At 65.7% G+C, this 26,750-nt stretch carries 27 protein-coding genes; 17 read left to right on the top strand and 10 right to left on the bottom strand.

What is annotated here, in order from left to right; translation table 11 throughout:
* Window positions 1–131: 131 nt before the first annotated feature.
* Complete coding sequence (gene fabG / locus QXZ94_RS07350) at window positions 132–869, bottom strand: 3-oxoacyl-[acyl-carrier-protein] reductase (RefSeq protein ID WP_172109347.1); 738 nt, start codon at window positions 867–869, stop codon at window positions 132–134.
* A 33-nt stretch (window positions 870–902) separates the two neighbouring features.
* Window positions 903–1,862, bottom strand: coding sequence for an ACP S-malonyltransferase (gene fabD, locus QXZ94_RS07345; protein ID WP_172109348.1), 960 nt, complete (start codon window positions 1,860–1,862; stop codon window positions 903–905).
* 344 nt (window positions 1,863–2,206) lie between these two features.
* Here fabD and rpsF point away from each other — a divergent pair, with 344 nt between their 5' ends.
* The 4 genes from rpsF (at window position 2,207) to rplI (ending at window position 4,645) form a co-directional block, all read left to right on the top strand.
* Window positions 2,207–2,668: a 30S ribosomal protein S6 gene (gene rpsF / locus QXZ94_RS07340; RefSeq protein WP_315719863.1), complete on the top strand. Its 462-nt coding sequence runs from the start codon at window positions 2,207–2,209 to the stop codon at window positions 2,666–2,668.
* 5 nt (window positions 2,669–2,673) lie between these two features.
* Window positions 2,674–2,913, top strand: a complete 240-nt coding sequence (gene rpsR / locus QXZ94_RS07335; RefSeq protein ID WP_006610961.1) for a 30S ribosomal protein S18 — start codon at window positions 2,674–2,676, stop codon at window positions 2,911–2,913.
* A gap of 132 nt (window positions 2,914–3,045) precedes the next feature.
* Window positions 3,046–4,002 (top strand): DUF2232 domain-containing protein, encoded by a 957-nt coding sequence (locus QXZ94_RS07330; protein WP_315719862.1) that lies wholly within the window; start codon window positions 3,046–3,048, stop codon window positions 4,000–4,002.
* A gap of 49 nt (window positions 4,003–4,051) precedes the next feature.
* Complete coding sequence (gene rplI, locus QXZ94_RS07325) at window positions 4,052–4,645, top strand: 50S ribosomal protein L9 (protein WP_315719861.1); 594 nt, start codon at window positions 4,052–4,054, stop codon at window positions 4,643–4,645.
* 60 nt (window positions 4,646–4,705) lie between these two features.
* Here the strand turns inward: rplI and QXZ94_RS07320 are convergent, their stop codons facing one another.
* Window positions 4,706–5,503, bottom strand: a complete 798-nt coding sequence (locus tag QXZ94_RS07320) for a hypothetical protein (protein WP_315719860.1) — start codon at window positions 5,501–5,503, stop codon at window positions 4,706–4,708.
* Between the two features lie 415 nt (window positions 5,504–5,918).
* Between QXZ94_RS07320 and QXZ94_RS07315 the strand changes: the two genes are divergently transcribed.
* From QXZ94_RS07315 to QXZ94_RS07295, 5 genes are all read left to right on the top strand, one after another.
* Window positions 5,919–7,169 carry a cyclopropane-fatty-acyl-phospholipid synthase family protein gene (locus tag QXZ94_RS07315; protein WP_315719859.1) on the top strand — a complete coding sequence of 417 codons (1,251 nt, stop codon included), beginning with the start codon at window positions 5,919–5,921 and terminating at the stop codon, window positions 7,167–7,169.
* 563 nt (window positions 7,170–7,732) lie between these two features.
* The gene (locus QXZ94_RS07310; RefSeq protein ID WP_172109353.1) at window positions 7,733–9,241 is read left to right on the top strand and encodes a replicative DNA helicase; all 1,509 of its coding nucleotides are present in this window, start codon (window positions 7,733–7,735) and stop codon (window positions 9,239–9,241) included.
* A gap of 45 nt (window positions 9,242–9,286) precedes the next feature.
* Window positions 9,287–10,474: an alanine racemase gene (alr, locus tag QXZ94_RS07305; RefSeq protein WP_315719858.1), complete on the top strand. Its 1,188-nt coding sequence runs from the start codon at window positions 9,287–9,289 to the stop codon at window positions 10,472–10,474.
* Window positions 10,475–11,312: 838 nt separating this feature from the next.
* The gene (locus tag QXZ94_RS07300; RefSeq protein ID WP_315719857.1) at window positions 11,313–11,780 is read left to right on the top strand and encodes a hypothetical protein; all 468 of its coding nucleotides are present in this window, start codon (window positions 11,313–11,315) and stop codon (window positions 11,778–11,780) included.
* Window positions 11,781–11,827: 47 nt separating this feature from the next.
* Window positions 11,828–12,571: a hypothetical protein gene (locus tag QXZ94_RS07295; protein ID WP_315719856.1), complete on the top strand. Its 744-nt coding sequence runs from the start codon at window positions 11,828–11,830 to the stop codon at window positions 12,569–12,571.
* Between the two features lie 205 nt (window positions 12,572–12,776).
* Here QXZ94_RS07295 and QXZ94_RS07290 read toward each other — a convergent pair whose 3' ends face one another.
* Both QXZ94_RS07290 and QXZ94_RS07285 read right to left on the bottom strand, forming a co-directional pair.
* Window positions 12,777–13,340, bottom strand: coding sequence for a GNAT family protein (locus QXZ94_RS07290; protein WP_315719855.1), 564 nt, complete (start codon window positions 13,338–13,340; stop codon window positions 12,777–12,779).
* Window positions 13,341–13,408: 68 nt separating this feature from the next.
* Window positions 13,409–13,651 carry a hypothetical protein gene (locus QXZ94_RS07285; RefSeq protein ID WP_315719854.1) on the bottom strand — a complete coding sequence of 81 codons (243 nt, stop codon included), beginning with the start codon at window positions 13,649–13,651 and terminating at the stop codon, window positions 13,409–13,411.
* A gap of 27 nt (window positions 13,652–13,678) precedes the next feature.
* Here QXZ94_RS07285 and QXZ94_RS07280 point away from each other — a divergent pair, with 27 nt between their 5' ends.
* Entirely contained in the window at window positions 13,679–14,449 is a 771-nt protein-coding gene (locus QXZ94_RS07280) for an exodeoxyribonuclease III (RefSeq protein ID WP_315719853.1), read from the top strand.
* A 64-nt stretch (window positions 14,450–14,513) separates the two neighbouring features.
* Here QXZ94_RS07280 and QXZ94_RS07275 read toward each other — a convergent pair whose 3' ends face one another.
* Both QXZ94_RS07275 and QXZ94_RS07270 read right to left on the bottom strand, forming a co-directional pair.
* Window positions 14,514–15,032 (bottom strand): hypothetical protein, encoded by a 519-nt coding sequence (locus tag QXZ94_RS07275; protein ID WP_315719852.1) that lies wholly within the window; start codon window positions 15,030–15,032, stop codon window positions 14,514–14,516.
* A 193-nt stretch (window positions 15,033–15,225) separates the two neighbouring features.
* Window positions 15,226–15,951, bottom strand: coding sequence for an alpha/beta hydrolase (locus QXZ94_RS07270; RefSeq protein ID WP_315719851.1), 726 nt, complete (start codon window positions 15,949–15,951; stop codon window positions 15,226–15,228).
* Window positions 15,952–16,055: 104 nt separating this feature from the next.
* Here QXZ94_RS07270 and QXZ94_RS07265 point away from each other — a divergent pair, with 104 nt between their 5' ends.
* Window positions 16,056–17,045, top strand: a complete 990-nt coding sequence (locus QXZ94_RS07265) for a helix-turn-helix domain-containing protein (protein ID WP_315719850.1) — start codon at window positions 16,056–16,058, stop codon at window positions 17,043–17,045.
* A gap of 13 nt (window positions 17,046–17,058) precedes the next feature.
* Here the strand turns inward: QXZ94_RS07265 and QXZ94_RS07260 are convergent, their stop codons facing one another.
* Complete coding sequence (locus tag QXZ94_RS07260; RefSeq protein ID WP_315719849.1) at window positions 17,059–17,352, bottom strand: GlsB/YeaQ/YmgE family stress response membrane protein; 294 nt, start codon at window positions 17,350–17,352, stop codon at window positions 17,059–17,061.
* 716 nt (window positions 17,353–18,068) lie between these two features.
* On the opposite strand from QXZ94_RS07260, the gene QXZ94_RS07255 reads away from it, so the two are divergent.
* The 3 genes from QXZ94_RS07255 (at window position 18,069) to QXZ94_RS07245 (ending at window position 22,025) form a co-directional block, all read left to right on the top strand.
* A complete protein-coding gene (locus tag QXZ94_RS07255; RefSeq protein ID WP_315719848.1) occupies window positions 18,069–19,565 on the top strand; it encodes an amidase in 1,497 nt (498 codons plus the stop codon).
* A gap of 97 nt (window positions 19,566–19,662) precedes the next feature.
* Window positions 19,663–20,463, top strand: a complete 801-nt coding sequence (locus QXZ94_RS07250; protein ID WP_315719847.1) for a hypothetical protein — start codon at window positions 19,663–19,665, stop codon at window positions 20,461–20,463.
* A gap of 56 nt (window positions 20,464–20,519) precedes the next feature.
* Entirely contained in the window at window positions 20,520–22,025 is a 1,506-nt protein-coding gene (locus tag QXZ94_RS07245) for an MFS transporter (protein ID WP_315719846.1), read from the top strand.
* A 14-nt stretch (window positions 22,026–22,039) separates the two neighbouring features.
* On the opposite strand, the gene QXZ94_RS07240 is transcribed toward QXZ94_RS07245, so the two are convergent.
* Together QXZ94_RS07240 and QXZ94_RS07235 are read right to left on the bottom strand one after the other, a co-directional pair.
* Window positions 22,040–22,858 (bottom strand): LssY C-terminal domain-containing protein, encoded by an 819-nt coding sequence (locus QXZ94_RS07240; RefSeq protein WP_315719845.1) that lies wholly within the window; start codon window positions 22,856–22,858, stop codon window positions 22,040–22,042.
* 204 nt (window positions 22,859–23,062) lie between these two features.
* A complete protein-coding gene (locus tag QXZ94_RS07235) occupies window positions 23,063–23,365 on the bottom strand; it encodes a hypothetical protein (protein ID WP_172184873.1) in 303 nt (100 codons plus the stop codon).
* 277 nt (window positions 23,366–23,642) lie between these two features.
* On the opposite strand from QXZ94_RS07235, the gene QXZ94_RS07230 reads away from it, so the two are divergent.
* The 3 genes from QXZ94_RS07230 (at window position 23,643) to QXZ94_RS07220 (ending at window position 26,701) form a co-directional block, all read left to right on the top strand.
* Window positions 23,643–24,368, top strand: coding sequence for a sulfite exporter TauE/SafE family protein (locus QXZ94_RS07230; protein ID WP_315719844.1), 726 nt, complete (start codon window positions 23,643–23,645; stop codon window positions 24,366–24,368).
* A gap of 19 nt (window positions 24,369–24,387) precedes the next feature.
* Window positions 24,388–25,887: a DNA repair protein RadA gene (gene radA / locus QXZ94_RS07225; protein WP_315719843.1), complete on the top strand. Its 1,500-nt coding sequence runs from the start codon at window positions 24,388–24,390 to the stop codon at window positions 25,885–25,887.
* A 187-nt stretch (window positions 25,888–26,074) separates the two neighbouring features.
* On the top strand, window positions 26,075–26,701 hold the full coding sequence (locus QXZ94_RS07220) for a CvpA family protein (protein ID WP_172109375.1): 627 nt from the start codon (window positions 26,075–26,077) through the stop codon (window positions 26,699–26,701).
* Window positions 26,702–26,750 lie beyond the last annotated feature (49 nt).

Raw genomic sequence — 26,750 nt, 5'->3', positions numbered from 1 at the left:
GTGCCCCCGTGAGCGGCTCGGTTACCATACACGCGAATCATTGACCACACGGCCCCGGCCCGTAAGCGCGACGTCTTTTCGCCGCATTCCGGGCCGCGGGCCAGGAGCTAGATCAAGAGCTAGATCAAGAGCTAGATCATGGCCATGCCGCCGTTGACGTGGATGGTCTGGCCCGTGACATAGGCGGCCTCGTTGGAAGCGAGGTACACCGCAGCTGCAGCAATGTCCTCGGGCGTACCCAACCGCGCCGCCGGCACCTTGGCGAGGATCGACTCGCGCTGCTTCTCGTTCAGCGCGTCGGTCATCGGCGTCTTGATGAAGCCGGGTGCGATGCAGTTGGCGGTCACGCCGCGCTTGGCGTATTCGGCGCCGAGCGTCTTGATCATGCCGATGATCCCGGCCTTGGACGCCGTGTAATTGCCCTGCCCCGGATTGCCGGTGACGCCGACGATCGAGGTGATCGCGATGATGCGGCCGAAGCGCTTGCGCATCATCAGCTTGGTGGCGGCGCGCGACAGGCGGAAGGTAGCGGTCAGGTTGACCTTGATCACCTCGTCCCAGTCCTCGTCGCGCAGCTGCACGAACAGGTTGTCCCGGGTGATGCCGGCGTTGGCGACGAGAATGTCGACCTGTCCCATGGCCTGCTCGGCAGCCGGGACCAGCGCCTCGACCTCGGCCGCATCCGACAGGTTGCAAGGCAGCACATGCACGCGGCTGCCCAACTCGCCCGCCAAGGTCTCCAGCACCTCGCGGCGCGTGCCGGACACGGCAACGGTCGCCCCCTGGGCATGCAATGCCTTCGCGATCGCATTGCCGATGCCGCCGGTCGCGCCGGTGACCAGCGCGGTCCTGCCACTCAGATCGAACATCCAACTCTCCTCAATGCCGCCTTACGCGACGCTCTACGACGTTTTGGCTGCAGCCAGCGCATCCTTGGCGGCCGCGATGTCCGCCGGCCCGCCGACGGCGACGCCCACTGCGCCCTCCGCGATCCGCTTGACCAGGCCGCTCAGCACCTTGCCGGCACCGATCTCGAAGAATCGCGTCACGCCCTGGCCCGCCATATAGGCGATCGATTCGCGCCACCGCACGGTCCCCGTGACCTGCTCGACCAGACGACGGCGAATCTCGTCGGGATCGCTGATCGGCGCGGCCAGAACATTGGACACGACCGGCGCGGCCGGCGCCTTGATCGTCACCTTCGACAGCGCCTCGGCCATCACATCCGCGGCCGGTTGCATCAGCTGGCAGTGGAACGGCGCAGACACCGGCAGCAGCATGGCGCGCTTGGCACCCTTGGCACGCGCAATCTCGACGGCGCGGTCCACGGCAGCCTTGTTGCCGGAGACGACCACCTGGCCACCGCCATTGTCGTTCGCGGCCTGGCAGACCTCACCCTGGGCCGCCTCTTCGGCCACGGCGACCGCAGCCTCGTAATCCATGCCAAGCAGCGCCGCCATCGCGCCGACGCCGACCGGGACGGCCTTCTGCATGGCGAGGCCGCGGGTGCGCAGCAGGCGGGCGGTATCGGCAATCGTCAGGCTGCCGGCAGCCGCCAACGCCGAATATTCGCCGAGCGAGTGGCCGGCGACGAAGGCCGCGTCTCGGCCGACCGAGAACCCCGCCTCCGTCTCCAGCACCCGCAAGGTCGCCATCGACACCGCCATGAGGGCGGGCTGGGCATTCTCGGTCAGTTGCAGGGTTTCGGCCGGACCTTCCCAGATGATGGCGGTCAGCTTCTCGCCGAGGGCAGCGTCGACCTCGTCGAACACGGCGCGGGCCGCAGGAAATGCGTCCGCAAGCGCCTTGCCCATGCCGACGGCCTGGGACCCCTGCCCCGGAAAAGTGAATGCTGCCGTCATGGCCGCTCCCTGAACGTTCCAAAATCCCTGGAAATGAGTAACTTTGGCCGGAAAGACACTGGCAACGGCTGTCATGTCAAGCGCGTGACGGGCGCAATTCGACCACTTTCCCTTGCCTCGGCGCCGAAAATCGGTATATAGCGCGCCATCCGTGGATCCCGAGCCGGGAGCTGAACGGACGGTCCCAGCAAATTTCACCTGCTATTCCAGGCGACTTTGATGTGGCAGGGCCAGTCGGCCCGTCGTCCCGTGTTCCCGCCTTCTGAGCTGACGTCTGCGAGTCCTTTCCACAAGGGCTCGAAGGGCTTGACGCCGGGATTTGCGCCAACTTGGAAAGGACAGCCATGCCGCTTTACGAGCATGTTTTCCTCGCGCGTCAGGACGCGAGCACCCAGCAGGTGGAAGAACTGACGGCTCAGATGACCGGTATCGTCGAGGGTCTCGGCGGTAAGGTCACGAAGACCGAGAATTGGGGCGTTCGCTCCCTCACCTACCGCATGAACAAGAACCGCAAGGCGCACTTCGTGCTGCTCAACATCGACGCGCCGTCCGCTGCGATCGCCGAGATCGAGCGTCAGGAGCGGATCAGCGAGGACGTCATCCGTTACCTCAGCGTCCGCGTCGACGAGCTCGAGGAAGGCCCCTCGGCCATGATGCGCAAGGCCGATCGCGACCGTGAGCGCGACGACCGCGGCGGTGGCTTCCGTGGTGAGCGCGATGGCGGCGGCTTCCGTGGCGATCGCGGTGACCGTGGTGATCGTGGCCCGCGCCGGCCCCGTGACGAAGAAACTGCGGACGAGGAGTAAGATCAATGGCTGAAGCCCCCGCACGTCGCCCGTTCTTCCGCCGCCGCAAGACCTGCCCGTTCACGGGTCCGAATGCGCCGAAGATCGACTACAAGGACTCCAAGCTGCTGATGCGCTACGTCTCCGAGCGCGGCAAGATCGTGCCGAGCCGCATCACGGCGGTGTCCGCAAAGAAGCAGCGTGAGCTGGCCCGCGCCATCAAGCGCGCCCGCTTCCTCGGCCTGCTGCCCTACGTCATTCGCTGATTTCAGCGTCAAACCGGCGGCCTCGCGCCGCCGGTTCTCTTGACTCGAATTCTCATAAGGCTTCCGGGTCGTCCGGTTGCCGATGGTTGGGGCCTTGAGGCCTCTAACCGCTCGAAGGGAGCGGGACAGCTGATGATCGCACCGATACTCATCGCGCTCGCGGCAGGCGCCGCCGCCGCCGTCATGTTCGCCTCGATCGTCTCGGGCGTCCTGATTTCGCTTGCCCTGTTCTATCTGGCGCCGCTGCCGCTGATGGTGACCGCCATCGCCTGGGGCCCACTTTACGCCAGCATCGGCGGCATCGCCGCGGCGATCGGGCTCGGCCTGCTCGTCAGCTTCCCCTACTGCATCGCCTTCGTCGTGGCCGTGGCGCTGCCCGCCTGGTGGCTCGGGCACCTCGTGATGCTCGGCCGTGCGGCTGAGGCGACCTCGCCCGACGCGCCGGGTGCAATCGAATGGTATCCGATCGGTCGCATCCTGCTGTGGATCTCCGCCCTGGCGGCTCTCACGACCCTTGCCGCCCTGCTGACGCTCGGCACCGATGCCGACACGATCACAAGCACCCTGCGCCGCGCGCTCGCCCGGATCTTGAACGCCGCCGACTCTCCGTTGCCTCCGGACGCCGACCGATGGATCGACGCGCTCATCCGAATCGCGCCTGGAGGGGCGGCGATGTTCGCGACTCTGACGCTGAGCCTCAATCTGTGGCTCGCCGGCAAGATTTCCGCGACCTCCGGTCGGCTGCGGCGGCCCTGGCCGGACCTGCGAGCCACCGCGCTGCCGCCGATGACCCTGGTGGCGCTGCTGGTCGCCATCGGCTTCGCCTTCAGCAGCGGTCTTCCAGCCCTGATCGCCGTCATCGTCGCGGCGGCGCTGCTGATGGCCTACGCGCTGACCGGCTTCGCCGTGCTCCATACGCTCACGCTGGCGCTGCGCAGCCGCGCGCTGTGGCTGGGCTCGATCTACGTCGTCATCGTGCTGTTCATCTGGCCGGTGCTGGCGATGGTCGTCCTCGGCCTCGCCGACGCCGCCTTCGACCTCCGCCACCGCTTCGGCCCGCGGCAACCGCCGCCGTTGCCGGTGCCGTAGACCTTCAACCTCACACCAACCGCTTCCGAACATCTCAAGGAGAACATCGATGGAAGTCATTCTGCTGGAACGCGTCGCCAAGCTCGGCCAGATGGGCGAGATCGTGAAGGTCAAGGACGGGTTCGCCCGCAACTTTCTGCTCAAGCGCAAGAAGGCGCTGCGGGCGACGGCCGAGAACAAGGCCAAGTATGAGGGCATGAAGGCCGAGCTCGAGGCCAACAACATCAAGGCCAAGGGCGAAGCGTCCAAGGTCGCCGAGAAGATCGACGGCCGCGACATCGTCATCATCCGCCAGGCCTCCGAATCCGGCCAGCTGTTCGGCTCGGTCTCGGTCCGTGACATCGTCGCCGCGCTCGCCGCCGACGGCATCACCGTCAGCCGTCCGCAGGTCTGCCTCGATGCGCCGATCAAGACCATCGGCCAGCAGAAGATCACCATCGCGATCCACCCGGAGGTCGAGACCTCGGTGACCGTCACGGTGGCCCGCAGCGCCGACGAGGCCGAGCGCATCAAGCGCGGCGAGGACATCTCGACCCGTCAGGAGGACCGCGACGCCGCCGCCGAGGCCATCGCCGCCGCCGGCGAGTTCTTCGATCCGGAGGCCCAGGACGAGGGCACCGCCGGCGAGACCGCCGAGCAATAAGCGCCCTCCAGCGCCGCTTGCAGAAAAGCCCGGCTCAGCGAGCCGGGCTTTTTATGTGTCTCATCGCGACGGCGACGACGGCACCGAGGGATCCGCCGGCACCGACTGGATCGTCGCCGGCGCGGGGGTCACCGGCGGCACCGGATCGGCGCGCAGCGACGGCGCGGCGTCGCTCGACCTCGGCGTCTCCACCTTCGGCGGCTCGGCGCGGGCGGCATTGTCGTCGCGCGCCGGCGACGGCCGGGTGGCCCCGGTGGACTCGCTGCGCAACTCGTCCGCAGCGGCTCCCTCCTGGGCCGGCTTCTTGCGCTTGCCGACTTTGCCTTTCTTGCCCGGCGCACTGCCCTCGCCATCGGCGGGCCCAGCGACCGGATCCTTGCCGTCCGCTCCGGCCTCGGGCTTCGGCTCGGCCGGCGCCGATGGGTCCGAACGCTTCGAATGGTGACGCGAGCGGCGGCGCGGCTCGGCCTGGCCGTCCGCCTCGGCGGCAGGCTTCGCCTCGGAAGGCTCGGCGGCAGGCGACCGGGCGCGGCGCTCGGACCGCGTCTCCTTGCCGTCCTTGCCCGAATGCCCCATGTAGCGCGCATCGGCCGCGCCGTTCGAGATCAGGTAGTTGGCGAGCACGCCGGCCATCTCGGGACTGGTCGTGTAATGCTGCCGCAAGAACCCCGGCAGCGAGCTCGCCGACGTGTTCTTGGCGAGGCCGCGCGGAGATTTGTGACAGACCACGCAGGTGCCGTTGTAGAGCTGAGAAGGCGTCTTGCCCGCATCCAGATTTTCCTGCGCCGCGGCCCCATTCGCGAGCATCGTGCAGAACACGGCCACCGCCGCCGCCAAATTGAGCGCTCGGCCCACCATCCTCATTCTCCAGCTATCGTTTCGCCCTCACGACGCGGTCTCTGCCCGATACCGCCGCCATGCTCCTCTTCACCGCCCGGACGCAACGACCGCCAACCGCGGCCGCTTCGCCTGCGCGACGGCAGACCCATGAGCCCACTGCCGGCCCTCACATTCCGGCTGCCGGTGTTGCAACCGGCGGGCGCCTTTTTAGCGAATTGGCGAGGGAATGAAAGCGCACAGATCCTGCTGCGCGGAGATGTCCATCGCTCAATCTCATTTGAAATAACCGCTTTGTGTTCACCCGAGGGGCACCACCTATGCCCAACGACTAACATAAATTGAGAGGACATGGGAACCAAACGGGGCGGCATGCGTCGTGTGCGACAGCGGGAAAAGTCGGCATCTCACGGGGATAACTCGTTGGGTGGTGTGGATGGACCGTTTGTTGCGTCGTCTCCTCAGTCGTTTCATCTGCCGTGGCTCGATCAGCTTCACGACCGCTGACGGTGCGACATTCCGCTGCGGCGATGGCACGGGCACGCCGGTCGCCGCCAGGTTCCTCACCCGCGCGGCCGAGCGCCGGATCCTGACCAACCCCGAGCTCGCGCTCGGCGAAATCTACATGGATGGCTCCCTGGTCATCCAGCAAGGCTCGATTGCCGACCTGCTCGCGGTGGTGATGGATCAGCCGGAGATGGTGCCGCGATGGGCGAAGATGCAATGGTGGCTTCGCTATGGGATCAGACTGCTGCGTCAGCTCAACATCAAACAACGCGCGCGCCACAACGTCGCCCACCACTATGATCTCGACGGCCGGCTCTACGCGCTGTTCCTCGACGCCGACCGGCAATATTCCTGCGCCTATTTCGAGCGTGCGGACGCAACGCTCGATGACGCCCAGCTCGCCAAGAAGCGCCATATCGCCGCCAAGCTCATGATCGGCCGCAACGACCGCGTGCTCGACATCGGCTGCGGCTGGGGTGGTCTCGGCCTGTATCTGGCGGAGATCCTCGGCGCCGACGTCACCGGCGTGACGCTGTCGACCGAGCAGTTGCAGGTCGCCAGAGCCCGCGCTGGGGAACGGCACCTCTCCGACTCCGCGCGCTTTCTGCTCCAGGACTATCGCGACGTGCCCGGCACGTTCGACCGCATCGTCTCGGTCGGCATGTTCGAGCATGTCGGCGTCGCCTTCTACGACACCTTCTTCCGCCGTTACGCCGAGCTGCTCGCCGAGGACGGCATCATGCTGCTGCATTCGATCGGACGCTCCGAGGGGCCGGACGCCACCAATCCGTGGATCGCCAAATACATCTTCCCCGGCGGCTACATCCCGGCCCTTTCCGAGGTGCTGCCGGCCATCGAACGCGCCGGCCTCCTGGTGTGCGACATCGAGATCCTGCGGCTGCACTACGCGCAGACGCTGAAGGCCTGGCGCGAGCGCTTCATGGCCCGCCGCGAGGAGGCCGTGCAGCTCTACGACGAGCGCTTTGCGCGGATGTGGGAGTTCTACCTGGCTTGTGCGGAGATGGCGTTCCGCAAGCAGAACATGATGAACTTCCAGATCCAGCTGGCCAGGCGCCAGGGCGTGGTGCCCATGACGCGCGACTACATCCATCACGAGGAGACCCGCCTGCGCACGCTCGAGCGCGGCATGCGGCCGGCACTGCGGATGGCAGGAGAGTAGTGAGCGCGAGCTGCGATCACTGACGGACCATCGAACGCCTCCGCTCGACTCTCGCGCGCCCGCAACTTCAATTTCGAGATGCTCACCCGACGAAAAGCACGCCCAAAGCGAGATCGCAGCGATCCGCCTCAAACTTTCGAACAAATCGTTCGATCTGTGAACTGGCTCACAGACCCCGTGAATGTCCGGCCGTAATGTTCCGGCATGTCCCAGAGCCCCACGCAAGCCATGTTGGAACCCAAGACCGACTTCAGCACCGACTACGCGCTGATTGCCGCCGGCGTGGGCGCATCCCTCATCGCGCTGCTGTATCTGCTGCTGGTCTGACGGCTCGCGCCGCTTCGACGGCGGTTGCGCGGCGGTTCTCGCCCCCTGATTGAAGCGAAGTTCCGTTCCACCATGAGCGGCCGCGAGTCCCTCCGATCCCGTCAAGCACGGCATCTGGCGAGTCCGGATTCATCCACCAGATTTACCGGACGGTGAATAGCGCGCAGCTTTCGCTTCCGCTCAGGCAGCGACTGGCGCTTTATCCCCTCCCCTTCAAAGCTGCTAAACACGCATCCATGGCATTGACCGATTCGAACGTTCTCAAGCTGGCTCCCACGGACGCCGCCACGCCGGCCTATCGCAGCGCGCCTCACAACATCGAGGCGGAGCAAGGTCTGCTCGGCGCCATCCTGGTCAACAACGACGCGTTCTATCGCGTGTCCGACTTCCTCGAGCCGAAGCATTTCTTCGAGCCGCTGCATCAGACCATTTTCGAAACCACGGGCAGCCTGATCCGGATGGGCAAGGTCGCGACGCCCGTGACCTTGAAGACGTTCCTGCCGGCCGACGTCGATCTCGGCGGCATGACCGTCGGGCAATACCTGGCGCGGCTCGCGGCCGAGGCGACGACGATCATCAACGCGCAGGACTATGGCCGCACCATCTATGACCTGTCGTTGCGCCGCGACCTGATCGGCATCGGCGAGGACATGGTCAACGTCGCCTATGACGCGCCGGTCGATTTCGCCCCGCGCAACCAGATCGAGGACGCCGAGCGAAGGCTTTATGAGCTCGCCGAGTCCGGCCGCTACGACGGCGGGTTCCAGAAATTCTCGCAGGCGCTGACGACAGCGCTCGACATGGCCGCCAAGGCGTTCCAGCGCGACGGCAAGCTGTCGGGCATCTCCACGGGCCTGCGCGATCTCGACGCCAAGATGGGCGGCCTGCAGCATTCGGACTTGATCATCCTCGCCGGCCGTCCCGGCATGGGCAAGACCTCGCTCGCCACCAACATCGCCTACAACGTCGCCCAGGCCTACGTTCCGGAATTGCAGCCCGACGGCACCTATCGCGCCGCTCAGGGCGGCGTGGTCGGGTTCTTCTCGTGCGAAATGAGCGGCGAGCAGCTCGCCACCCGTATCATCGCCGAACGCTCCGGAATTCCATCGAGCCACATCCGCCGCGGCGGCATCACAGAGGCCGATTTCGAGAAGCTGCGCGAGTGCTCGATCGAATTGCAGTCGCTGCCGTTCTATGTCGACGAAACCGGCGGCATCTCGATCGCGCAGGTGATGGCCCGCGCCCGCCGCCTGAAGCGGCAGAAGGGCCTCGACCTGCTGGTCATCGACTACATCCAGCTGCTGTCGGGCTCGGGCAAGCGCGGCAACGACAACCGCGTGCAGGAAATCACCGAGATCACCACCAGCCTGAAGGCGCTGGCCAAGGAGCTCAGCGTGCCCATCATCGCGCTGTCGCAGCTGTCGCGCCAGGTCGAGAACCGCGAGGACAAGCGGCCGCAGCTGTCGGACCTGCGCGAATCCGGCTCGATCGAGCAGGACGCCGACGTCGTGCTGTTCGTGTATCGCGGCGAATACTACCTCGCCGCCAAGGAGCCGCGCCCCGGCACCGAGGAGCACCAGAAGTGGCAGATGGAAATGGACCTGGCCCTCGGCAAGGCCGAGGTGATCATCGGCAAGCAGCGTCACGGCCCGACCGGCACGGTCGAATTGCACTTCGACGCCTCGGTCACCCGGTTCGGCGATCTCGCCCATGACGGCATGGTGCAGCAGAACCACGACTATTGACCGTGTGCTGTTGAACGGAGACGCTGCGGCGCGTAAAAGCGCCCCATGAGTGTTCCCGAACCGAAACCCGCCGAGCAGCCCGCATTGGCTGACGATGTCAGCCAAGTTCCGGCCAGCGCCACGGGCGTGCTGACCATCGATCTCGACGCGCTCGCCGCCAACTGGCGCAAGCTGGAAAAGACCGCGGTGCCCGCCGAATGCGCTGGCGTGATCAAGGCCGACGCCTATGGCTGCGGCATCCCCCAGGTGGCGCGCACGCTCGCCGCCGCCGGCTGCAAGACCTTCTTCGTCGCGACGCTCGGCGAGGCCAGGACCGCGCGGGCAGCCCTGCCCGACACGGCCGCGCTCTACGTGCTTGACGGCTTCTTCCAGAACACCGGCGACGACTACGCGGCGATCAATTGCCGCCCGGTCATCGGCGACCTCAACGAGCTTGCCGAGTGGGACATGTTCTGCCGCCGCACGGGATGGAAGGGCGGTGCCGCCATCCATGTCGACACCGGCATGAACCGGCTCGGCCTGCCCCCGATCGATGCGCAGGGCATGATCCCGCGCATCCAGACCGGCGACCACGGCATCACCCTGGTGATGAGCCATCTCGCCTCGGCCGAGCAGGTCAACAGCCCCGCGAATGCGCGCCAGCTTGCGACTTTCCGCGAGGTCACGAGCGTCTTCACGGGCGTGCCGGCTGCGCTCGCGGCCTCCTCCGGCATCTTCCTCGGCGCCTCCTTCCAGTTCGACATGGTGCGTCCCGGTGCGGCGCTCTACGGCGTCAATCCGACGCCGGAGGCCGACAACCCGATGCAGCCGGTCGCCGAGATCAAGGCCCGCATCGTGCAGCTGCGCGACCTCGCCCGCGGTGACGCCGTCGGCTATGGCGGCACCTGGACCGCGCGCCGGCCGACCAAGCTCGCGATCCTCTCCGCCGGCTATGCCGACGGCTATTTCCGCGCCGCCTCGTCCAACGACGGCACCCGCGGCGCCGACGTCATCATCGCCGGCCAGCGCTGCCCGATCGCCGGCCGCGTGTCGATGGACCTGATCGCGGTCGATGTCACCGACCTGCCGCCGAAAGCCGCCCGCCGCGGCCACTTCGCCACCTTGCTCGGCGAAGGCATCACCGTCGACGAGCTCGCGCATCATTTCGGCACCATCGGCTACGAAGTCCTGACCAATCTCGGCCGCCGCTACCACCGCATCTACAAGGGCGGTGCGGCGCCCGCGGAGAGCTGATCGTCTACACCAACAACCGCCGCACGCGATCGCACGGGATGCTGCCTCCGCGCCGTCATTGCGAGCGAAGCGAAGCAATCCAGGGTGGTTTGCGGGACTCTGGATTGCTTCGCTTCGCTCGCAATGACGGGCTGATGGAGTTCGGCAAACACTCGCGACAACGCCCGCTGCTATCACCTGGATGAGCGCTGGTGAGGCACCAGCGGTGTTCGGACATGTACCGTCGTTCTCGCGGCCCATCACGCCCGAGGCTTGCATCTCGTTGTCACCCTCTCGAAGACGAGGGCGCAGGGAATGCCGGGTGCTGGCCGCAACCCATGGCCCGCCTGCAGAAAAAAAGCAGGCGGCAGTCACCACAGGTCCAGCCGGTCAGCCGGCATTCCCTGCGCGATGGCCTTACGTCTTATGCGTACTCTCCCCGGGGATCGGCTGTCTTGCCCCCGTGACCGGCGGATCATCACCGCCAGCGTAGCATCAGCGTCGAGATGCCAGGACCATACGTCTTCGACGTGCGCCCCGTGCCGTTCGTCCGCACGGCATCAAGCCATGCTGCGACCCGAAGCGCCCACCGCATCCCACCCCGCGTGTCATGACGATCGCGATACGCCCCTCGTGCCGAGGCGGGACGGCGACATACAATCATGATTTTCGAAAAAACGAAAGGCAAATATTTTTCCGCGCAGCACTGGACAAGGTAAGTCGCTTTGAATTTGCTGAGAAATCCGACTTCTCCGGGCACGAATGAGAATCCTGTCGGGCAGATCAGCAGCGGCTTCTGGATGTCGTGTTCGGGATGATGTGATATGGACGTCTTCCAGCCTGCAAGCGAGACCGGCGCATGATTTGTGAGCAGTCCCGAATTCGATTGGCCCTGGCTCTGCGGCGCTACGTCGCCGGACGGATCGACAACGACACTCTGTATGAGGTCGAGGTTGATTGGCGCGATCGCGGAGCGGTTGCCGTCAAGCAGGCCGCATGGACACTCTACGACGATACAAAGAGCCATTATGCAAAGGGCCGGCACAAGATATCCCGCCGCGATCGACGCAGCATCGCCAAGTGGATCGTGTTCCTGCACAGTCGTAGTGAGTATCTCTGGCCCGAATACTCGTTCCTTCAAATCGTGAACTGGCCGATGAACATCCTGAGTTTCGGTTGGTGGGAACGCCGCAAGGCTCGGCGATGGCAAGAGTTCGAAGAGGCAGGCGAGTTCGCGGCTTGGCCGTTCATTGCGATGTCGGACCTTGAGGCTGCGACGGCGAAGCCTCGATATTTTGCAGGAGTTGGGAGAAGCCGACGAGTCTAAGCGACTCAGGTCAATGATCGGTCCCTCGTCCAACGAAAGACGTGGCTGTGTTCTCCAAACTCAAGGAAATCGCCAGCGGCGCCGCGAAAAGTGTCGGCGGGCAGTTTGCGAAAGCCTCCAGCGCCATTGCCGACCTCGCCGCCAGCCTGGCGACCCGCGCAGCGGCGGCAGCGGATCTCGGACGGATTCTCGATATCATCGAGATGGTGCCGGGCGTCAAATTCGAGCGCCCCGAGATCGATGCCGGCTATCTCGACACGCTGCTGGCGGCCGTGCAGATGGGCGAGCTCACGCTCGCGATCCACTACCGCAAGGAAACCGAAGCCAGCGTGGTGCGCCTGCATCCCCTCCCCGCGGCGGCCGCCAATGAACTGACGGGGTCGGACAGGTTCTTCGCGAAGGTCCTGATCAACGGCGACGACGACAAGCCGGCCATCCAGATGCTGATCAACTCCGAGCATCTGGCGAACAACTACCGGCACGTCACAGCGGACACGCTGATCAACGCGCTTGCCTTCCCGATCGAGAACGTCAAGGGCGGCTTCATCATCGCCCGATCGTTCCGTGCGATCGCGCGGCCTATCGCAGGCTGGCTGCTCGGGATCATCTTCGACCAGGGGGAAAAGCTGCACCGGCTTCTGCGCGGCGATCGCGACGACGGTGACGCTCAATCTCCGTCCTCACCCGCGGAGGAGGACCGAACTCAAGCCGAGCCTGGATCGGCATCGAATGACCTCGACATTGCGAGTCCGGAGCCGACATCTGATGATCGGCCACCCGGACCGCACTGAGGTCCGTCCAGAATCGCCGCCGGCCGTGCGGCCCCGGCGCACTTTCAACGCGCTCGTTCAGTCCGAGTTCGACCACGGCGGCCGGCATGCCGCGCACCAGAACGCGGCCTCCGGCAGCCTCCAGAGCCGGTCGCGGGACTTGCGCGCAGGCAGCCATCGCCTCGGTGTTCTTGATCGCACGATACGTCGCTCAGGCGTGCGGCGGCTACGGCGTCCAGCCTCGCGCGTCCGTCGCCAGCAATGCATAGAGCATGTCGTCGCGCCACTGGCCGCCGACGCGCAGATGATCGCGGAGCCGGCCCTCGCAGCGGAAGCCGAGCTTCTCGGCGAGTTTTCGCGAGGCAGTGTTGTCTGGGTGGATGAACGCCTGCACCCGATGCAGGCCGAGCTCGCCGAAGCAGAAGTCGAGCATCGCCCCGACAGCCTCGAAGGCGATGCCCTCGCGCTGCCGGGCGGGATCGACGATGTAGCCGATCGTGACGCGCCGGCTCTTCATCTGACCATCGTGGTAGTTGACCATGCCGATGCACCGGTCGCTCTTGGCCTCCGCCACGGCCCAGAACCGGTAGTAAGACGGCGTGCAGTCGATGAAGCGGCGTGCGCTCCGCTCGCTCTCACTGAGCTTGGTGTGAACGGTGTGGTTCCAGAACCGCATCGCGGCCGCGTCGCTGTAGCAGCGATGCAGGCCTTCGGCATCATCGGAGCGAAACTGGCGCAGACGCAAACGAGACGTCGACAGGATGGGATGCGGGATCGACGGCTTGGCCATGGACACGCTCGTACGGTGATCGCGCCAGCGTAGCAGTACCGAGAGCCGAGCGCACCCCCGGATGTATTCTACTCCTTGACCTCCGGCTTGTAGGAGTCGACCATCTTCTTGCAGGCGTCGGCGAGCTGCGCATAGTTCCGTGTGAGGCAGGCGATGATGCGGCCGCCGCCGGGAATCAGGCCGAGGCAGAACTTGTCGTAATCGGCCTGGCAGGCGGCGCGCTCCTCGTCGGTCGGCTGCCGCTGCGCGTGCGCCGCAGGGACGGCGGCAACCGTCAGCGTGAACAAAATCGCGGTTGCGAGCTTTTTCATCCGGCCTTTCCCCCAAGCGGCAGCATCATGAAGATCGCGACCTTCAACATCAACAATGTCCGGCGGCGTCTCCCCAATTTGCTGGCCTGGATGCGCGCCGCCAGGCCTGACATCGTCTGCCTGCAGGAGCTGAAATGTGCGCAGGCCGAATTCCCGATCGATGAGATCGCCAAGGCCGGCTACGGCGCGGTGTGGCAGGGGCAGAAGACCTGGAACGGCGTCGCCATTCTCGCCCGCAAGTCCGAGCCGGTGCTGACTCGCACCGCCCTGCCCGGCGCGCCGGCGGACAAGGAGGCGCGCTACATCGAGGCCGCGGTGCGCGGCATCGTCGTCGGCTGCCTGTATCTGCCGAACGGCAATCCGCAGCCGGGGCCGAAATTCGACCACAAGCTCGCCTGGTTCAAGCGGCTGCACAGGCATGCGGCCAAGTTCATCAAGGACGACCTGCCGGTCGTGCTGGCCGGCGACTACAACGTCGCGCCGACGCCGCAGGACATCTATCCGACGCGGTCATGGGACAGTGATGCGCTGATCCAGCCGAAGAGCCGCGCCGCCTTCGAGGCGCTGCTCGATCAGGGCTGGTGCGATGCGATCCGCACGCTGCATCCTGACGCGCCGATGTTCACCTTCTGGGACTACAAGCGCAACCGCTGGCCGCGCGACGCCGGCCTGAGGCTCGATCATCTGCTGCTGAGCCCGGCTCTCGCCCCGCGCCTCGGCAAGGCCGGGGTCGATCGCGCCATCCGCGGCGAGGATGGCGCCAGCGATCATGCTCCGGCCTGGATCGTGCTCAGATAGCTCCGAGATCCCGGCCGCGTCATCCACCGCACCACCCCGACCAAATGTCAGGACCCTGACGAGATCAGCTGCGCTCGGGCCAGGTCTCCTGCAGCTTGGTCGTACGCTCCGGCAGACCCTCGGTCAGCACCGCCATGCCGCCGCACACCGGCAGATGCACGACGAGGCTGGCGGCATCGGGCACGTTCGGCCGCGGCGTCACGTTCCACAGCATGATCTCCTGGCGGGTACGCCGGATCTCCTTGAACTCGTAGCTGAAGGTCTCCGATCCGCGCGGATATTCGCGCCAGAGGTTGCCCTCCTTGCGGAAGCTGCTCTGGGTGCCGCCGAAGTGATCGGCGTAGCTGAAGCAGGCCGGCAGGTTCAGCATGTCCAGCGTGGCCGAGCCGATGTTCGACACCGCGGGAATGACGCTGTTCACGGCGCCGATCGCCGCGAACACCGTGGTCAGCGCGCCGGCCGCCATCGCCAGCCAGCCGGTGGTCCAGCCCGTCTTGGCGGCGGACGCGGGCGCGTTCGAGGTGTCGCTGAGAGCCTCGGACGCAAGAACCTTGGACGAGGACGTCAGATGGAGCTGGGCCATGACTGCGATCTCCGATGTTTCGGCAGGGGGATTGCTGACCAACCGGGTCCGTTCATCGGAGATTAATCTTGCAGGTCCCGGCGGCGGCGAATGTGAGGCGGATCACAACCGGGGATATTCGTGCACGACCGCCACACGGCTGACGGTCAGCGCTCCTGCCCTATCAGTTCCTTGCCTATCAGTTCCTTGCCTATCAGTCCCGGCCCGCATCCATGATCGCCTGCGCCAGCCGCGCCGGATCGGAGAAGCACAGCTCGTGGCTGCCGGGCACCTGCACCAGGCGGAACAGGCCGAGCTTGCCCGAGAGACGCGGATGCCATGGCAGGCTGTGCGGCAGCGCCGTGTCCTCAGTGCAGTTGATGTAGGATTTGGCGATGGTCATCTCGGCCGGATTGGTGCGGAGCGTGATCGCGTCCGTGAACGTCTTGTTCGGATGCGGATTGAGCAACTCATAGGTCCGCGTCGCGGTGGCAAGATCGGCGTCGTTGATGAAGGCCTCGCGCCAGATCGGGAACGGCAGCACCACCGAGCCGTCGCCGCGCTCGGCCGCGACGGCGTCGAACAGCGCGACGTAGTGCGGCGGCACCATGTCGTTGAGGCACTCGCCATTGTTGGGTACGAACGCATTCCAGTACACCAGCCGGCGAATGCGCTGGGGAATGCGATCGGCGACGCCGGTGATGACCATGCCGCCATAGGAATGGCCCATCAGCACGGCGTCGGTGATGTCGTGCTCGGTAAAGTAGTTGCAGATCGAGGCGATGGCCTCGTCGAGCCCGGTGGTCTTGGCATCGCCGGGACGGTTGCCACGGATGGTCGGCAGGTGGACGACATGACCGGCGGCGCGGATCGGCGCCGCGACCGGCTCGAGCTCGGCGCCGGTATGCCAGGCGCCGTGGACCAGGACGTAGGTTGACATGATGAGGTTCCTTTGCACTCTTGAAGGTGGTGCAAGGAATGATGGCCGGACGGCGCCTGCCGCGCTTGGCTGCAACTGAACCCAATTGGTCTCGGAGTGAACCGGTGCCGGCCGTGCAGCAGGAACGTCAGCGGAGCTGGAATACGGCGGCGGTGCGGCCGGAGGAGCAGTTCTCCTATTATCGCGAGGCGATCTGCCAGGCCTTCATGAACCTCACACCGGAGCCTGCGCGCGGCGTCGGCTTCGCTGCCGACGTGCAGAGCATCGTCGTCGGCGACGGCGCCATCAACCGCGTGACCTTTCCCGAGCACGTCGTGCGCCGCTCACGCGCGGATATCGCGGCCTCCGGCCAGCGCTGCTTCTATCTCAACCTCAAGCTGGCTGGGCGATGCACCATCCTGCAGGACGATTGCGAGGTCAGCCTGTCCGCCGGACAGGTCGGGATCTTCGACAGCGACCGGACCTTCGTGCTGCAGCACGACCGCGGTCCCTCGCTCGGCGTCATCTCGTTCCGCGTTCCGGCAACGGCGCTGTGCGACCGCATGGCGACCGTGCCGGACCTCGCGCCGGCGCGGCTGTCCGACGACCCTTGCGTCGGCGCGCTGATCGTCGAGACGGCGCGCTCGCTCAATGCCAATGCGCTGCGGCTCGCGCCCGGCGATGCAGCGGCTCTGTTCGGCGTGCTGCTCGACCTCGTGGCGCTGAGCCTGTCGCGCAGCCACCGCCGCGAGGCGCTGACCACCACCTCCTTCGCCGATGCCACGACGCTGGCGTTGCGCCGCGCGATCCATGCGCATCTGCGCGAGCCCCGCCTGACCGTGGCGACCATCGCAGCCCGCGTGGGGATCAGCGAGCGCTATGTCCACAAGCTGCTGGCGCGCGCCGGCACCAGCTTCACGGAGCTCGTGATGGAGCGAAGGCTCGACGGCGTCGCGCGCGATCTGCGCGATCCGGCTTGCGCCGGCCGCGACATCGGCAGCCTCGCCTTCGACTGGGGCTTTTCGGATCTGTCGCACTTCTCGCGCCGCTTCAAGCAGCGCTTCGGCCTGCGCCCACGCGACTGGCGCGCGGACACCACGCCACACTCGGGCTGACGACCGCCTGGGATCAGCGCGGGCTTTGTTCGCGCGCGACGCCCCACAACCAGATTGCCGCCAGCAGGACGAGCGAGCCGACGAACGCCGCGATGACGTCGCGCAGCGAAATGACGATGCTGCCCATGCCTGGAAACAACCCGAACAGGTTGAACAGGACACCACCGATGAGGGCGCCGACGCACCCCAATCCGATGTTGGTGAGGAGCCCGAAACCTGCTCGGCGGCGCTTCACCAGGATTCCGGCGAGGCCGCCGCCAATCAAGCCGACGACGAGCCAAGTCCCTGCATGTACCAGTGTGAACATTCTTCACTCCATCGATCTGCCCGTCGCCCCTTAGTTGGAGCGGCGCGGCCAGCAGCAAGATCATGAGAGCACGTTGTCGAGCGAAGCGGGACCGCCGGTTGCTACACGGATGCAGCCAGGTCAGGGGTCTTGCTCGCAGAGCCACACGAATCGCGCACTTGCAGGTTACATCGATTTCGTTGCCATGAGCTGAACTCTGCCCATCAGATGAGTTCGCGACCTAATCGCAAACTGCACGATGCGGAGGCCGGCGTCCCTCACGATGTGATGCGGCCTGCTTGCTTCAAATGGCGATTCCGCTTCGAAGTCGCGGAGTTATTCCGAATTGATGATCATTCTAACCTATTCGTCTCGAACACGCGGAGCTCATGCGAACGCTTCGCGCGCAATGGACTACGTAGTTCCCCCGAGTTCATACGATCCGCGGAATCGGGAATAGTGACTTTCCCGCAGAGCGTGCAGAGGTGAATTCATGTGCGTCGCATGCAACTGGGCGAGATTTCGCGGTTTGCTCCAGTTTGATTGTGAATCCGCCTCCTCCAGACAGTCGCGGCGTTCGCCGCGGCCGATGTGGCCCGACATTGAGGTGCTGATGACCGTCATGAACGGGCAGCTCAGCCACGAACAACGAAGCTGAATCCTACGTTTTTCTCGGACCGTCACCTCACGATCAGATCGAAATACTCGGACCGAATCCCGGAAATACGGAGGCGTATATGATCGATAGACGAATGCTCATCAAAGGCACGGCAGCGGCGTTGGTCGCGTCCGAACTCGGCTTGCCGGCCGCCCGGGCCGAGTCCGCCGATCCGCTCTGCTACGCGTCGGTCGCCGATCTCATCGCCATGTTCCGGGCCCGCAAGGCGTCGCCGGTCGATCTCCTGAAGGCGCAGATCAAGCGGATCGAAGCCTATAACCCGAAGGTCAATTGCATCACCTACGAGCACTTCGACCAGGCGATGAAGGAGGCCAAGCAGTCCGAAGACCGTTATCGGCGCGGCAATCCGAGGCCTCTCGAAGGGATCACGGTGGCCATCAAGGACGAATTCTCCAGGCCGGGCTGGCGGACGACACAGGGTTCGCTCATCTACAAGGACTCGCCGCCGGCAACGGAGAACGCGGCCATCATCGACTCGCTCGAGGCCGCTGGCGCCGTCATGCCGTTCCAGACAACCGTGCCGGAATTCTATCTTTTCCTCGGCGCATCCACCCGCGCCTGGGGCACGACGCGCAATCCATGGAATCTCGAATATTCTCCGGGCGGGTCGTCGGCGGGGTCCGGCGCGGCGTTGGCCGCGGGCTTCACGACGCTCGCCCTCGGCTCCGACATGGGGGGCTCGATCCGAATTCCCGCCTCACAATGTGGTCTCTATGGCTTCAGGCCGCCGTTCGGACGCGTCGCCGGCGGGGAAATCCCGTTCTCGACCTCAGGCCCGATGGCGCGGCGCTTCGACGACCTCGTCCGCCTCCAGAACGCGATCGTCGGTCCGTCCGATAGGGTGATGGCCGCGATGCGCCCTCGGCTCGACTATCCCATCCGTTATCCGCGCCTTTCCGGGTGGCGCATCGCCGTCGATTGGGGCGCCGGCATTGCGGAGGCCATTCCGTCCGTGAAGGCTGCGATGCTGGGAGGCATCGCGGCGCTGCGCGCCGCGGGTTGCACGGTGGACGAGGTCGATTGCGGCTTCACGAAGGCCCACAAGATGGTCTTCATCCGTGGGCTGATGTCGACGTCCATCGGCACTGCGATCGAGATTTCGAATGCGCATCGCGATCAGCTCTCGCCCTACATGACCGAAATGCTCGACCAGGTCGGCCCGGTCGGACCGCGCCAGGCGGAAGAAGCCGAAGAACTGCTGCACGGGCTGCACCGCCAGGTCCAGCAGCGCGTGTTCGGCAAGGGCTACCGCATCCTGCTCATGCCGACCATGGCGACGCCTCTCGTCGGGGCCGACATGTTCAAGAGCAAGGACAACAAGGTGGACCCGTGGGTGGGCACCGGCCTGAACTTGGCGCTGACGTGGCACTGGAATCTGCTCAACCGCTATCCGGTCGTCGATGTCCCGCTCGGCCTGGTCGAGGAGCGCATGCCCTCGGGCATGCAGGTGATCGGCCAGACATACAGCGACCTCGACACGTTCCAGTTCGCGTCCAACTGGTCCCGTCTCCGGCGGTCGCTGTTCGCGGGCGAGCGTTTTCCGACCTTCACCTGATGCAGCGGGGGGCCACACGGTGCGAACGCGAGACGGTGGCTGCAAGAGCAGCGCTTCGAGGGCGAGATCGAGGAGGACGCCAAGAGCCTTCCGACGGGTGGTTCTGTTGCTCCTGATCACGGCGCTCTGCCATGACTCCGGCGCCCTGGCACAGCAGGCCAAGACGCCGTCGCTCGAAGATCTGGCCAGGGCGGCGCAGAACCCGATCGCGGACACGATCAGCGTCGGGCTCGAGACCATCGTCATGCCGAATACGGGCCCGTACCGGCAGACGGCCGACGTCTTCAAGATCGAGCCGGTCATCCCGTTCCAGCTCAATGCCGACTGGAATCTGGTGACGCGCACGACCATTCCCGGCATCGCGCAGGTCCGCTTCTCCCCCGAGCAGGGCCGGATCGGCGGGGTCGGCGACATCAACCAGATCTTCGCGCTCACCCCGTCGCATTCGGGCGCCCTCATCTGGGGTGTCGGCCCGACCTTTTCCTATCCGTCGGCGACCGATCCCGCCCTCGGTTCGGGAAAATGGAGCGCAGGTCCGACCCTCGTCGCGCTGACCATGCCGGGTCCATGGGTGCTCGGGGTGCTCGCCAACAACATCTGGTCGTTTGCCGGTCCGAGCGACCGCGCGCCGGTGAACCAGATGATGCTGCAGTACTTCGTGACCTACAACTTCTCCGACGGGTCCTACATCAGCTCGAGTCCCATCATCACGGCGAACTGGCTCGCGAAAGGCCGTGATCGCTGGGTCGTGCCGGTCGGCGTGGGCGTAGGCAAGCTCTTCATGGTCGATAAGCAGCCGGTCAATGCCGAGGTGGGCGTCTACTACAACCTGCTGAAGCCGGACCAGGCATCGCATTGGCAGTTTCGGGCGAGCCTCGCCTTACTGTTCCCGAAGTGAAGCTGCGCTCGGACACGATGCGCCCCGATCATTCCGGACCTGACAAGGGCACGCCGATGTCGAAGCGCATTCGCTGGCTGATCCTCCTGACCGTCTCCGGCGCGCTGGCGCTCGTCGTCATCGACATGACGGTGCTCTATACGGCGCTGCCCAGCCTGACCCATGAGCTCGGAGCAACCGCCTCGGAGAAATTGTGGATCGTCATGGCCTACGGGCTCGTCGTCGCCGGCCTGCTTCCCGGCTTCGGCTCGCTCGGGGATCGCGTCGGGCACAAGAGGACATTCGTCGCCGGCCTCATCGTCTTCGGACTGGCCTCGGTCGTCGCCGCCTATTCGCCGACCGCCACGATCCTGGTTGGCGGACGCGTCCTGCTCGCGGTCGGCGCCGCGCTGATGATGCCGGCGACGCTGTCGATCATTCGCATCACCTTCTCCGATGACCACGAACGGGCACTCGCCATCGCGATCTGGGGAGCCGTTGCGTCCAGCGGGGCGGCAGTCGGCCCCTTGGTCGGCGGTGTCCTGCTGGAATATTTCTGGTGGGGCTCGGTCTTTCTGATCAACGTGCCGCTCGTCGTCCTGGCGCTGGTCGCCGGCCTGCTGCTGATTCCTGCGCCGCGAGATCGAGCTGAGCGCGACTGGGACATCCTCGGTTCAGTGCAGGTGATGGCCGGGCTGATCGGCTTCGCCTACGTCGTCGAGGAGCTCGGCAGCCGCCAGTCTTCCTATGTCGTCCTTGCCGGCACGGCTGTCGCGACGGTCATCATGTTGACGGTGTTCGTACGCCGTCAACTGCGTCTCGAAGATCCCCTGCTCGATTTCACCCTGTTCCGGAATATCGAGTTCACGCTCAGCGTGATCACCGCGATCGTGGCTTCGCTTGCCATTGCGGGCACCGAACTCGCGATCAGCCAGCGCCTGCAACTCGTCCTCGGCTACTCGCCGCTGCAGGCGGCAATGTACATCCTGCCGGCTCCGCTCGGTGCGTTCATCGGCGGCCCGCTCGCGAGCCTGATGCTCCGTCGCGTCGGAGCCGCCACCACGATGTCCGGCGCGCTGTGGATCGCCGGCATCGGCGCGGCCGGCTACCTGCTCTGCTACAACGCCAGCCTCGTGCTGCAATTGATCTGCATCGCGATCAACGGGCTCGGGCTCGGCGCGTCCATCGCCGCCGCCTCCAACGCCGTGATGAATCACGCGCCTGAAGGCCGCGAAGGCATGGCCGCCTCGATCGAGGAAGTGTCGTTCGAGCTCGGCGGCACCATCGGCATCAGCATTTTCGGAAGCATCCTGTCCGGGGTCTATACGGCCTTCATGGTTCTGCCCGACGGCCTCGGCATTCCCGCCGCTGCGCGCGACAGCATCGACGAGGCGCTGATCGCGGCCGAACGCCTGCCGGCCGAGCTCGCGGCCATCGTCACCTCGCACGCTCACCGCGCCTTCGATCAGGCGTTCCTGACGGTCGTCTGCGTGGCGATGGTCGTCCTGCTCGGCACCGCCTTCCTGGTCCGGCCCCGGGCAGAGCGAACGACATCAAAAGAGGCTCGTCAGCATGTCCACTAGACAGACGACGGCAATCATGTGCCGTCGTCCGTGGTGGAGACCAACATGCTCGCCAACGCAATGTCTCCGTCCGTCACGTAGTGATTGACCCGCTCGGGGAGGCTCTCGCCAGCCTTGTACAGCTCCACGATCTCGATCGATCGTGTCCTGATCAGCTCGGCCATGATGTAGTCCCGCTCGGCGTTGACATCCGGATCGGTGGCGTGCGTGACCTGAAACGTCAATCGAGTAAACGACAGGCCGGTGTCCTTCGTGCCGGCTCCAACCCACAGAGCGGGCTCATCGACCGCCGGCTGATCGGCGTTGGACCAGAAATCGCCGGCATTCCAGGCTTGCTCTGCGTGTGCCAGGCCAACGGCCCAAAACCTGACGTGATGGCGCTTTCGCGGGCTGTTGCCGATGGCTTTCTGAAAGCCGATATCCTGGCCGCGTCCGAACAGATAGAGCGTGCTGAACGGAGCGGCGGGGTAAGGCGTATCGAGGACGAAGGCGCGGATCATGGCCCAAGAGCTCGTCAGACCCAATCGGTCCGCTTCAGACCAACCGACCGCAGCAAAGCTCGCGCGGAGCTGTTGGAGCGTCCCGACCAGGGCGAGATTGACGGGGTCGCCGGGCAATCCATCACCCGTGATCGTGTAGCTGGGCACTCGCCGCTTCTGAAGAATCCTGAGACTCAACCGGATCACGCGCGGCAGAACGACATAGGCCGCGAACGCGTAGCTGACGCCGACTGCGACAATCCAGGGCAGCCTGCGGTTCGCGGTCTCGAACACCACGAAGACGATCAGCCAGACCGTGAAGATCCCCAGCCCGGCGACCAGCACGCGTTGCATGAGGCGTATGAGCAGTCGCACTGGATCGGCCCGACGAAAGGAAGTGAGCAGCAGTCGGTGTTTTCCGGAAGGTGTCCGATCTCCATCACAATGGCAACACCGCACCTGAACACATGAAACGGCCCGGTCGGCGGCATTTCGACCAGCTCGTCCGCGCTCGGTTGCTCGACATCCGCAGTCCAACGCAATCGGACTGCGCGGGGCTTACGCCGACAGCCGCTCGGCGTTGGCCGCGACATAATCCCGATAGAGATCGACGACCGCCGCCGGGCTCGCGCCGGCCATCAGCTTCGCCGTCGCCTCCAGGGCTGCGGCGATCTTCTCGCTGACCATCAGCTCCGCCTCCTCGCCCGCATCGGCTTCGCCGCGCGCGAACTTTTCCAGCCGGAGCCGGATGACCTCCGCGGCTTCCATGGCCAGCATCGCGGCCGTGAACCAGGGGAACTGCGCATCGGCGGTTGCCGTCATGGACGGCCGCACCTGCAAGGACATTGGCGTTTTGCTCATCGTCATCGTCCGGCGAGATCAGCGGACATGCGAGGAATACGCTTCAACTTTTAATGATGCGGACGCACAATCATCGGCGATTTCGAGTCGCCTCGAACCACCCGTTAACCACCGCACCATCCTCCGTCATTGCGGGGAGCGCAGCGACGAAGCAATCCAGGCCGGCACCCGCGGCCCCTGGATTGCTTCCGCCGTCGCCCTTCGGGCTATGGCGGACAAGTCGCTTCGCTCGCAATGACGGAGCACAGATCTCGCGGCCATCCCGGAGGACGACATCTTGGGCTTCCTCTTCGTCCTCGCGGTCGGTCTCGTCGCCGGCACCTTGTCCGGCATCGTCGGCACCGGTTCGTCGATCATGCTGATGCCGGTGCTCGCCTATGAATACGGGCCGAAGGAGGCCGTGCCGATCATGGCGGTGGCGGCCGTCATGGCGAACCTGTCGCGCATCCTGGCGTGGTGGCGCGAGGTCGACTGGCGGGCGTGCGCGGCCTATTCGGTGACGGGCATCCCGGCCGCGGCGCTCGGCGCGCGCACCTTGCTGATCCTGCCCTCTCAGGCCGTCGACATCACCATCGGGCTGTTTCTGATGGCGATGGTGCCGGTCCGGCACTGGCTGGCGCGGCACGAGATCAAGGCCAACCGCTGGCATCTCGCGCTCGGCGGTGCGGTGATCGGATTTCTGACCGGCATCGTGGTCTCGACCGGGCCGCTCAGCGTGCCGCTGTTCCTGTTCTATGGGCTGTCGAAGGGCGCATTCCTTGCGACCGAGGCCGCGAGCTCGCTCGGGCTCTATGTCTCGAAATCCGTCACCTTCCAGCGCTTCGGCGCGCTGACGCCGGACATCCTGCTGAAAGGCCTGATCGCCGGCGGCTCGCTGATGGCCGGCGCCTTCGTCGCCAAGCGCTTCGTGCTGAAGATGCAGCCGGATGTGTTCCGCCTGGTCATGGATGGCATCATGCTGGCCGCAGGCCTAACTATGCTATGGAACGCCACCCACTCCTGACCGCATCGATTCTCCCGACATGGCCAAGACCACGCTCTCCTTCGTCTGCCAGAACTGCGGCGCGGCCTATTCGCGCTGGCAGGGCAAATGCGAGGCCTGCGGCGAGTGGAACACGCTGGCGGAGGAAGACACGACGGGCGCGACCTCGGCGCCGGTGTCGCTGCGCTCCAAGCGCAAAGGCCGCACCTTCCAGCTGGAATCGCTGACCGGCCAGAGCATCGACGCGCCCAGGCTGTCCTCGGGCATGACCGAGCTCGACCGCGTCACCGGCGGCGGTTTCGTGCGCGGCTCGATCCTGCTGGTCGGTGGCGATCCCGGCATCGGCAAGTCCACGCTGTTGACCCAGGCCACCGCGATGATGGCGCGCGCCGGTCATCGCGCGGTCTACATTTCAGGCGAGGAAGCCGTGGCGCAGGTGCGGCTGCGCGCCGAGCGCCTCGGGCTCGCCGACGCGCCGGTGCAGCTGGCGGCCGAGACCTCGGTCGAGGACATCATCTCGACCCTGTCCGAGGGCGCCGTGCCGCGGCTGATCGTCATCGATTCGATCCAGACGATGTGGACCGACACCGTGGAATCGGCGCCGGGCACGGTCACCCAGGTGCGCGCCTCCGCGCAGAAGCTCATTCGCTTTGCCAAGAAATCCGGCGCGGCCATCATCCTGGTGGGCCACGTCACCAAGGACGGCCAGATCGCGGGCCCCCGCGTCGTCGAGCACATGGTCGACGCCGTGCTGTCGTTCGAGGGCGAGGGCTCGCAGCAGTTCCGCATCCTGCGCGCGGTGAAGAACCGCTTCGGGCCGACCGACGAGATCGGCGTGTTCGAGATGACCGGCCTCGGCCTGCGCGAGGTCACCAATCCCTCCGAGCTGTTTTTGTCCGAGCGCGACCTCGGCAGCCCCGGCACGGCGGTGTTTGCCGGCATCGAGGGCACGCGCCCGGTGCTGGTCGAGATGCAGGCCCTGGTCGCACCGACCTCGCTCGGCACCCCGCGCCGGGCCGTGGTCGGCTGGGATCCAAGCCGGCTGTCGATGGTGCTGGCGGTGCTCGAGGCGCATTGCGGCGTCAAGCTGTCCGGCCACGACGTCTATCTGAACGTCGCCGGCGGCCTGCGCATCCACGAGCCGGCGGCGGACCTCGCCGCCGCCGCGGCGCTGGTCTCCTCACTGGTGAACGCGCCGTTGCCGCCGGACGCCGTCTATTTCGGCGAAATCTCGCTGTCCGGCGCGGTCCGCCCGGTGGCCCAGACCTCGGCGCGCCTGAAGGAGGCCGCCAAGCTCGGCTTTCTGCGCGTGGTGCTGCCGGAACGCGCCCGCGGCGAGGCCGGCGGCGATGCCGGGCTGAACCTCAATACCGTCGGCGGATTGACGTCGCTGGTCGCTGACATTGCGGCCCGCGGCACCCCGCGGGCACGTCAAGCCAGCAGCCGGGACGACGAGGATTCGCGCGACCAGGGCCGCCGTGGCCCCAGCCATGCCGAAAAAAATGCCACACCAGCGAGATTCCGCCGCCAGGACGGCTAGGCGGACCGTGACGTTCGCGTGACTCGCCGCTATACAACGCCGCAACCGGGCGCGCGCAGGCCATCGCGTGCTGCCTCCGGACTTGCCGGGGAACCCTGCTTTCCTCCACGCGGAGGATCGCTCCTCGGTCGATTCGACGCGAACCTTGAAGCGAACCTTGGACCTGTGAAGCGGACCTGAGCAGCCGATGCCGATAACGATCCTCGATCTCATCCTGCTCGGCGTGATGCTGGTGTCGGGGCTGCTCGCGATGGTCCGCGGCTTCATGCGCGAGATCCTCTCGATCGCGGCCTGGGGCGCGGCCGCCCTGGTCACGCTTTATTCATTCTCCAAGCTGCTGCCGACCGCCAAGACCTACTTCAACAACGATACCGTCGCGAGCGTCGTCGTCGTCGCCGGTACTTTCGTGGGCACCCTGCTCATCGTCTCGGTGATCACGGTCAAGATTTCCGACATGATCCTCGATTCGCGCATCGGCGCGCTCGACCGCACCCTCGGATTCCTGTTCGGATTGGGGCGCGGCCTGCTGATCGTCGTGGTCGCCTTCCTGTTCTTCAGCTGGCTGGTGCCGGACAAGCAGCGTCCGGACTGGGTCACCTCCGCCAAGTCCCGCGTCGTCCTGCAGGGAACCGGGGATTGGCTGATGTCGCTCTTGCCTGATGATCCCGAGAACACCATTTTAAAGAAATTCAAGAAGAACAAGCCGGACGACGACCAGACTGACACCGAGTCGCCCGCAGCGGGCGGCGATGGGTACAGCAAGCCTGCCCGCGACAGCTTGAAGAAGCTGATCGAGAAGCCCGCGGCCAAGTGAGCCAAGCCCAGAAGAGAGGCGCGATGGACCAGCACCACGATTCTTCCGG

This window comes from Bradyrhizobium sp. SZCCHNS2022 (genome assembly GCF_032377575.1).
Taxonomy (GTDB): Bacteria; Pseudomonadota; Alphaproteobacteria; order Rhizobiales; family Xanthobacteraceae; genus Bradyrhizobium; species Bradyrhizobium aeschynomenes.
The sequence above is the reverse complement of the archived record's forward strand: the minus strand, read 5'-3'. Positions and strand labels throughout refer to the sequence as shown.

Bases quoted from the DNA above. Each gene is read 5' to 3' on its own strand.
- fabG (WP_172109347.1), bottom strand. From the start codon at position 869: ATGTTCGATCTGAGTGGCAGGACCGCGCTGGTCACCGGCGCGACCGGC.
- fabD (WP_172109348.1), bottom strand. From the start codon at position 1,862: ATGACGGCAGCATTCACTTTTCCGGGGCAGGGGTCCCAGGCCGTCGGC.
- rpsF (WP_315719863.1), top strand. From the start codon at position 2,207: ATGCCGCTTTACGAGCATGTTTTCCTCGCGCGTCAGGACGCGAGCACC.
- rpsR (WP_006610961.1), top strand. From the start codon at position 2,674: ATGGCTGAAGCCCCCGCACGTCGCCCGTTCTTCCGCCGCCGCAAGACC.
- QXZ94_RS07330 (WP_315719862.1), top strand. From the start codon at position 3,046: ATGATCGCACCGATACTCATCGCGCTCGCGGCAGGCGCCGCCGCCGCC.
- rplI (WP_315719861.1), top strand. From the start codon at position 4,052: ATGGAAGTCATTCTGCTGGAACGCGTCGCCAAGCTCGGCCAGATGGGC.
- QXZ94_RS07320 (WP_315719860.1), bottom strand. From the start codon at position 5,503: ATGGTGGGCCGAGCGCTCAATTTGGCGGCGGCGGTGGCCGTGTTCTGC.
- QXZ94_RS07315 (WP_315719859.1), top strand. From the start codon at position 5,919: ATGGACCGTTTGTTGCGTCGTCTCCTCAGTCGTTTCATCTGCCGTGGC.
- QXZ94_RS07310 (WP_172109353.1), top strand. From the start codon at position 7,733: ATGGCATTGACCGATTCGAACGTTCTCAAGCTGGCTCCCACGGACGCC.
- alr (WP_315719858.1), top strand. From the start codon at position 9,287: ATGAGTGTTCCCGAACCGAAACCCGCCGAGCAGCCCGCATTGGCTGAC.
- QXZ94_RS07300 (WP_315719857.1), top strand. From the start codon at position 11,313: ATGATTTGTGAGCAGTCCCGAATTCGATTGGCCCTGGCTCTGCGGCGC.
- QXZ94_RS07290 (WP_315719855.1), bottom strand. From the start codon at position 13,340: ATGGCCAAGCCGTCGATCCCGCATCCCATCCTGTCGACGTCTCGTTTG.
- QXZ94_RS07285 (WP_315719854.1), bottom strand. From the start codon at position 13,651: ATGAAAAAGCTCGCAACCGCGATTTTGTTCACGCTGACGGTTGCCGCC.
- QXZ94_RS07280 (WP_315719853.1), top strand. From the start codon at position 13,679: ATGAAGATCGCGACCTTCAACATCAACAATGTCCGGCGGCGTCTCCCC.
- QXZ94_RS07275 (WP_315719852.1), bottom strand. From the start codon at position 15,032: ATGGCCCAGCTCCATCTGACGTCCTCGTCCAAGGTTCTTGCGTCCGAG.
- QXZ94_RS07270 (WP_315719851.1), bottom strand. From the start codon at position 15,951: ATGTCAACCTACGTCCTGGTCCACGGCGCCTGGCATACCGGCGCCGAG.
- QXZ94_RS07260 (WP_315719849.1), bottom strand. From the start codon at position 17,352: ATGTTCACACTGGTACATGCAGGGACTTGGCTCGTCGTCGGCTTGATT.
- QXZ94_RS07255 (WP_315719848.1), top strand. From the start codon at position 18,069: ATGATCGATAGACGAATGCTCATCAAAGGCACGGCAGCGGCGTTGGTC.
- QXZ94_RS07245 (WP_315719846.1), top strand. From the start codon at position 20,520: ATGTCGAAGCGCATTCGCTGGCTGATCCTCCTGACCGTCTCCGGCGCG.
- QXZ94_RS07240 (WP_315719845.1), bottom strand. From the start codon at position 22,858: ATGCAACGCGTGCTGGTCGCCGGGCTGGGGATCTTCACGGTCTGGCTG.
- QXZ94_RS07235 (WP_172184873.1), bottom strand. From the start codon at position 23,365: ATGAGCAAAACGCCAATGTCCTTGCAGGTGCGGCCGTCCATGACGGCA.
- radA (WP_315719843.1), top strand. From the start codon at position 24,388: ATGGCCAAGACCACGCTCTCCTTCGTCTGCCAGAACTGCGGCGCGGCC.
- QXZ94_RS07220 (WP_172109375.1), top strand. From the start codon at position 26,075: ATGCCGATAACGATCCTCGATCTCATCCTGCTCGGCGTGATGCTGGTG.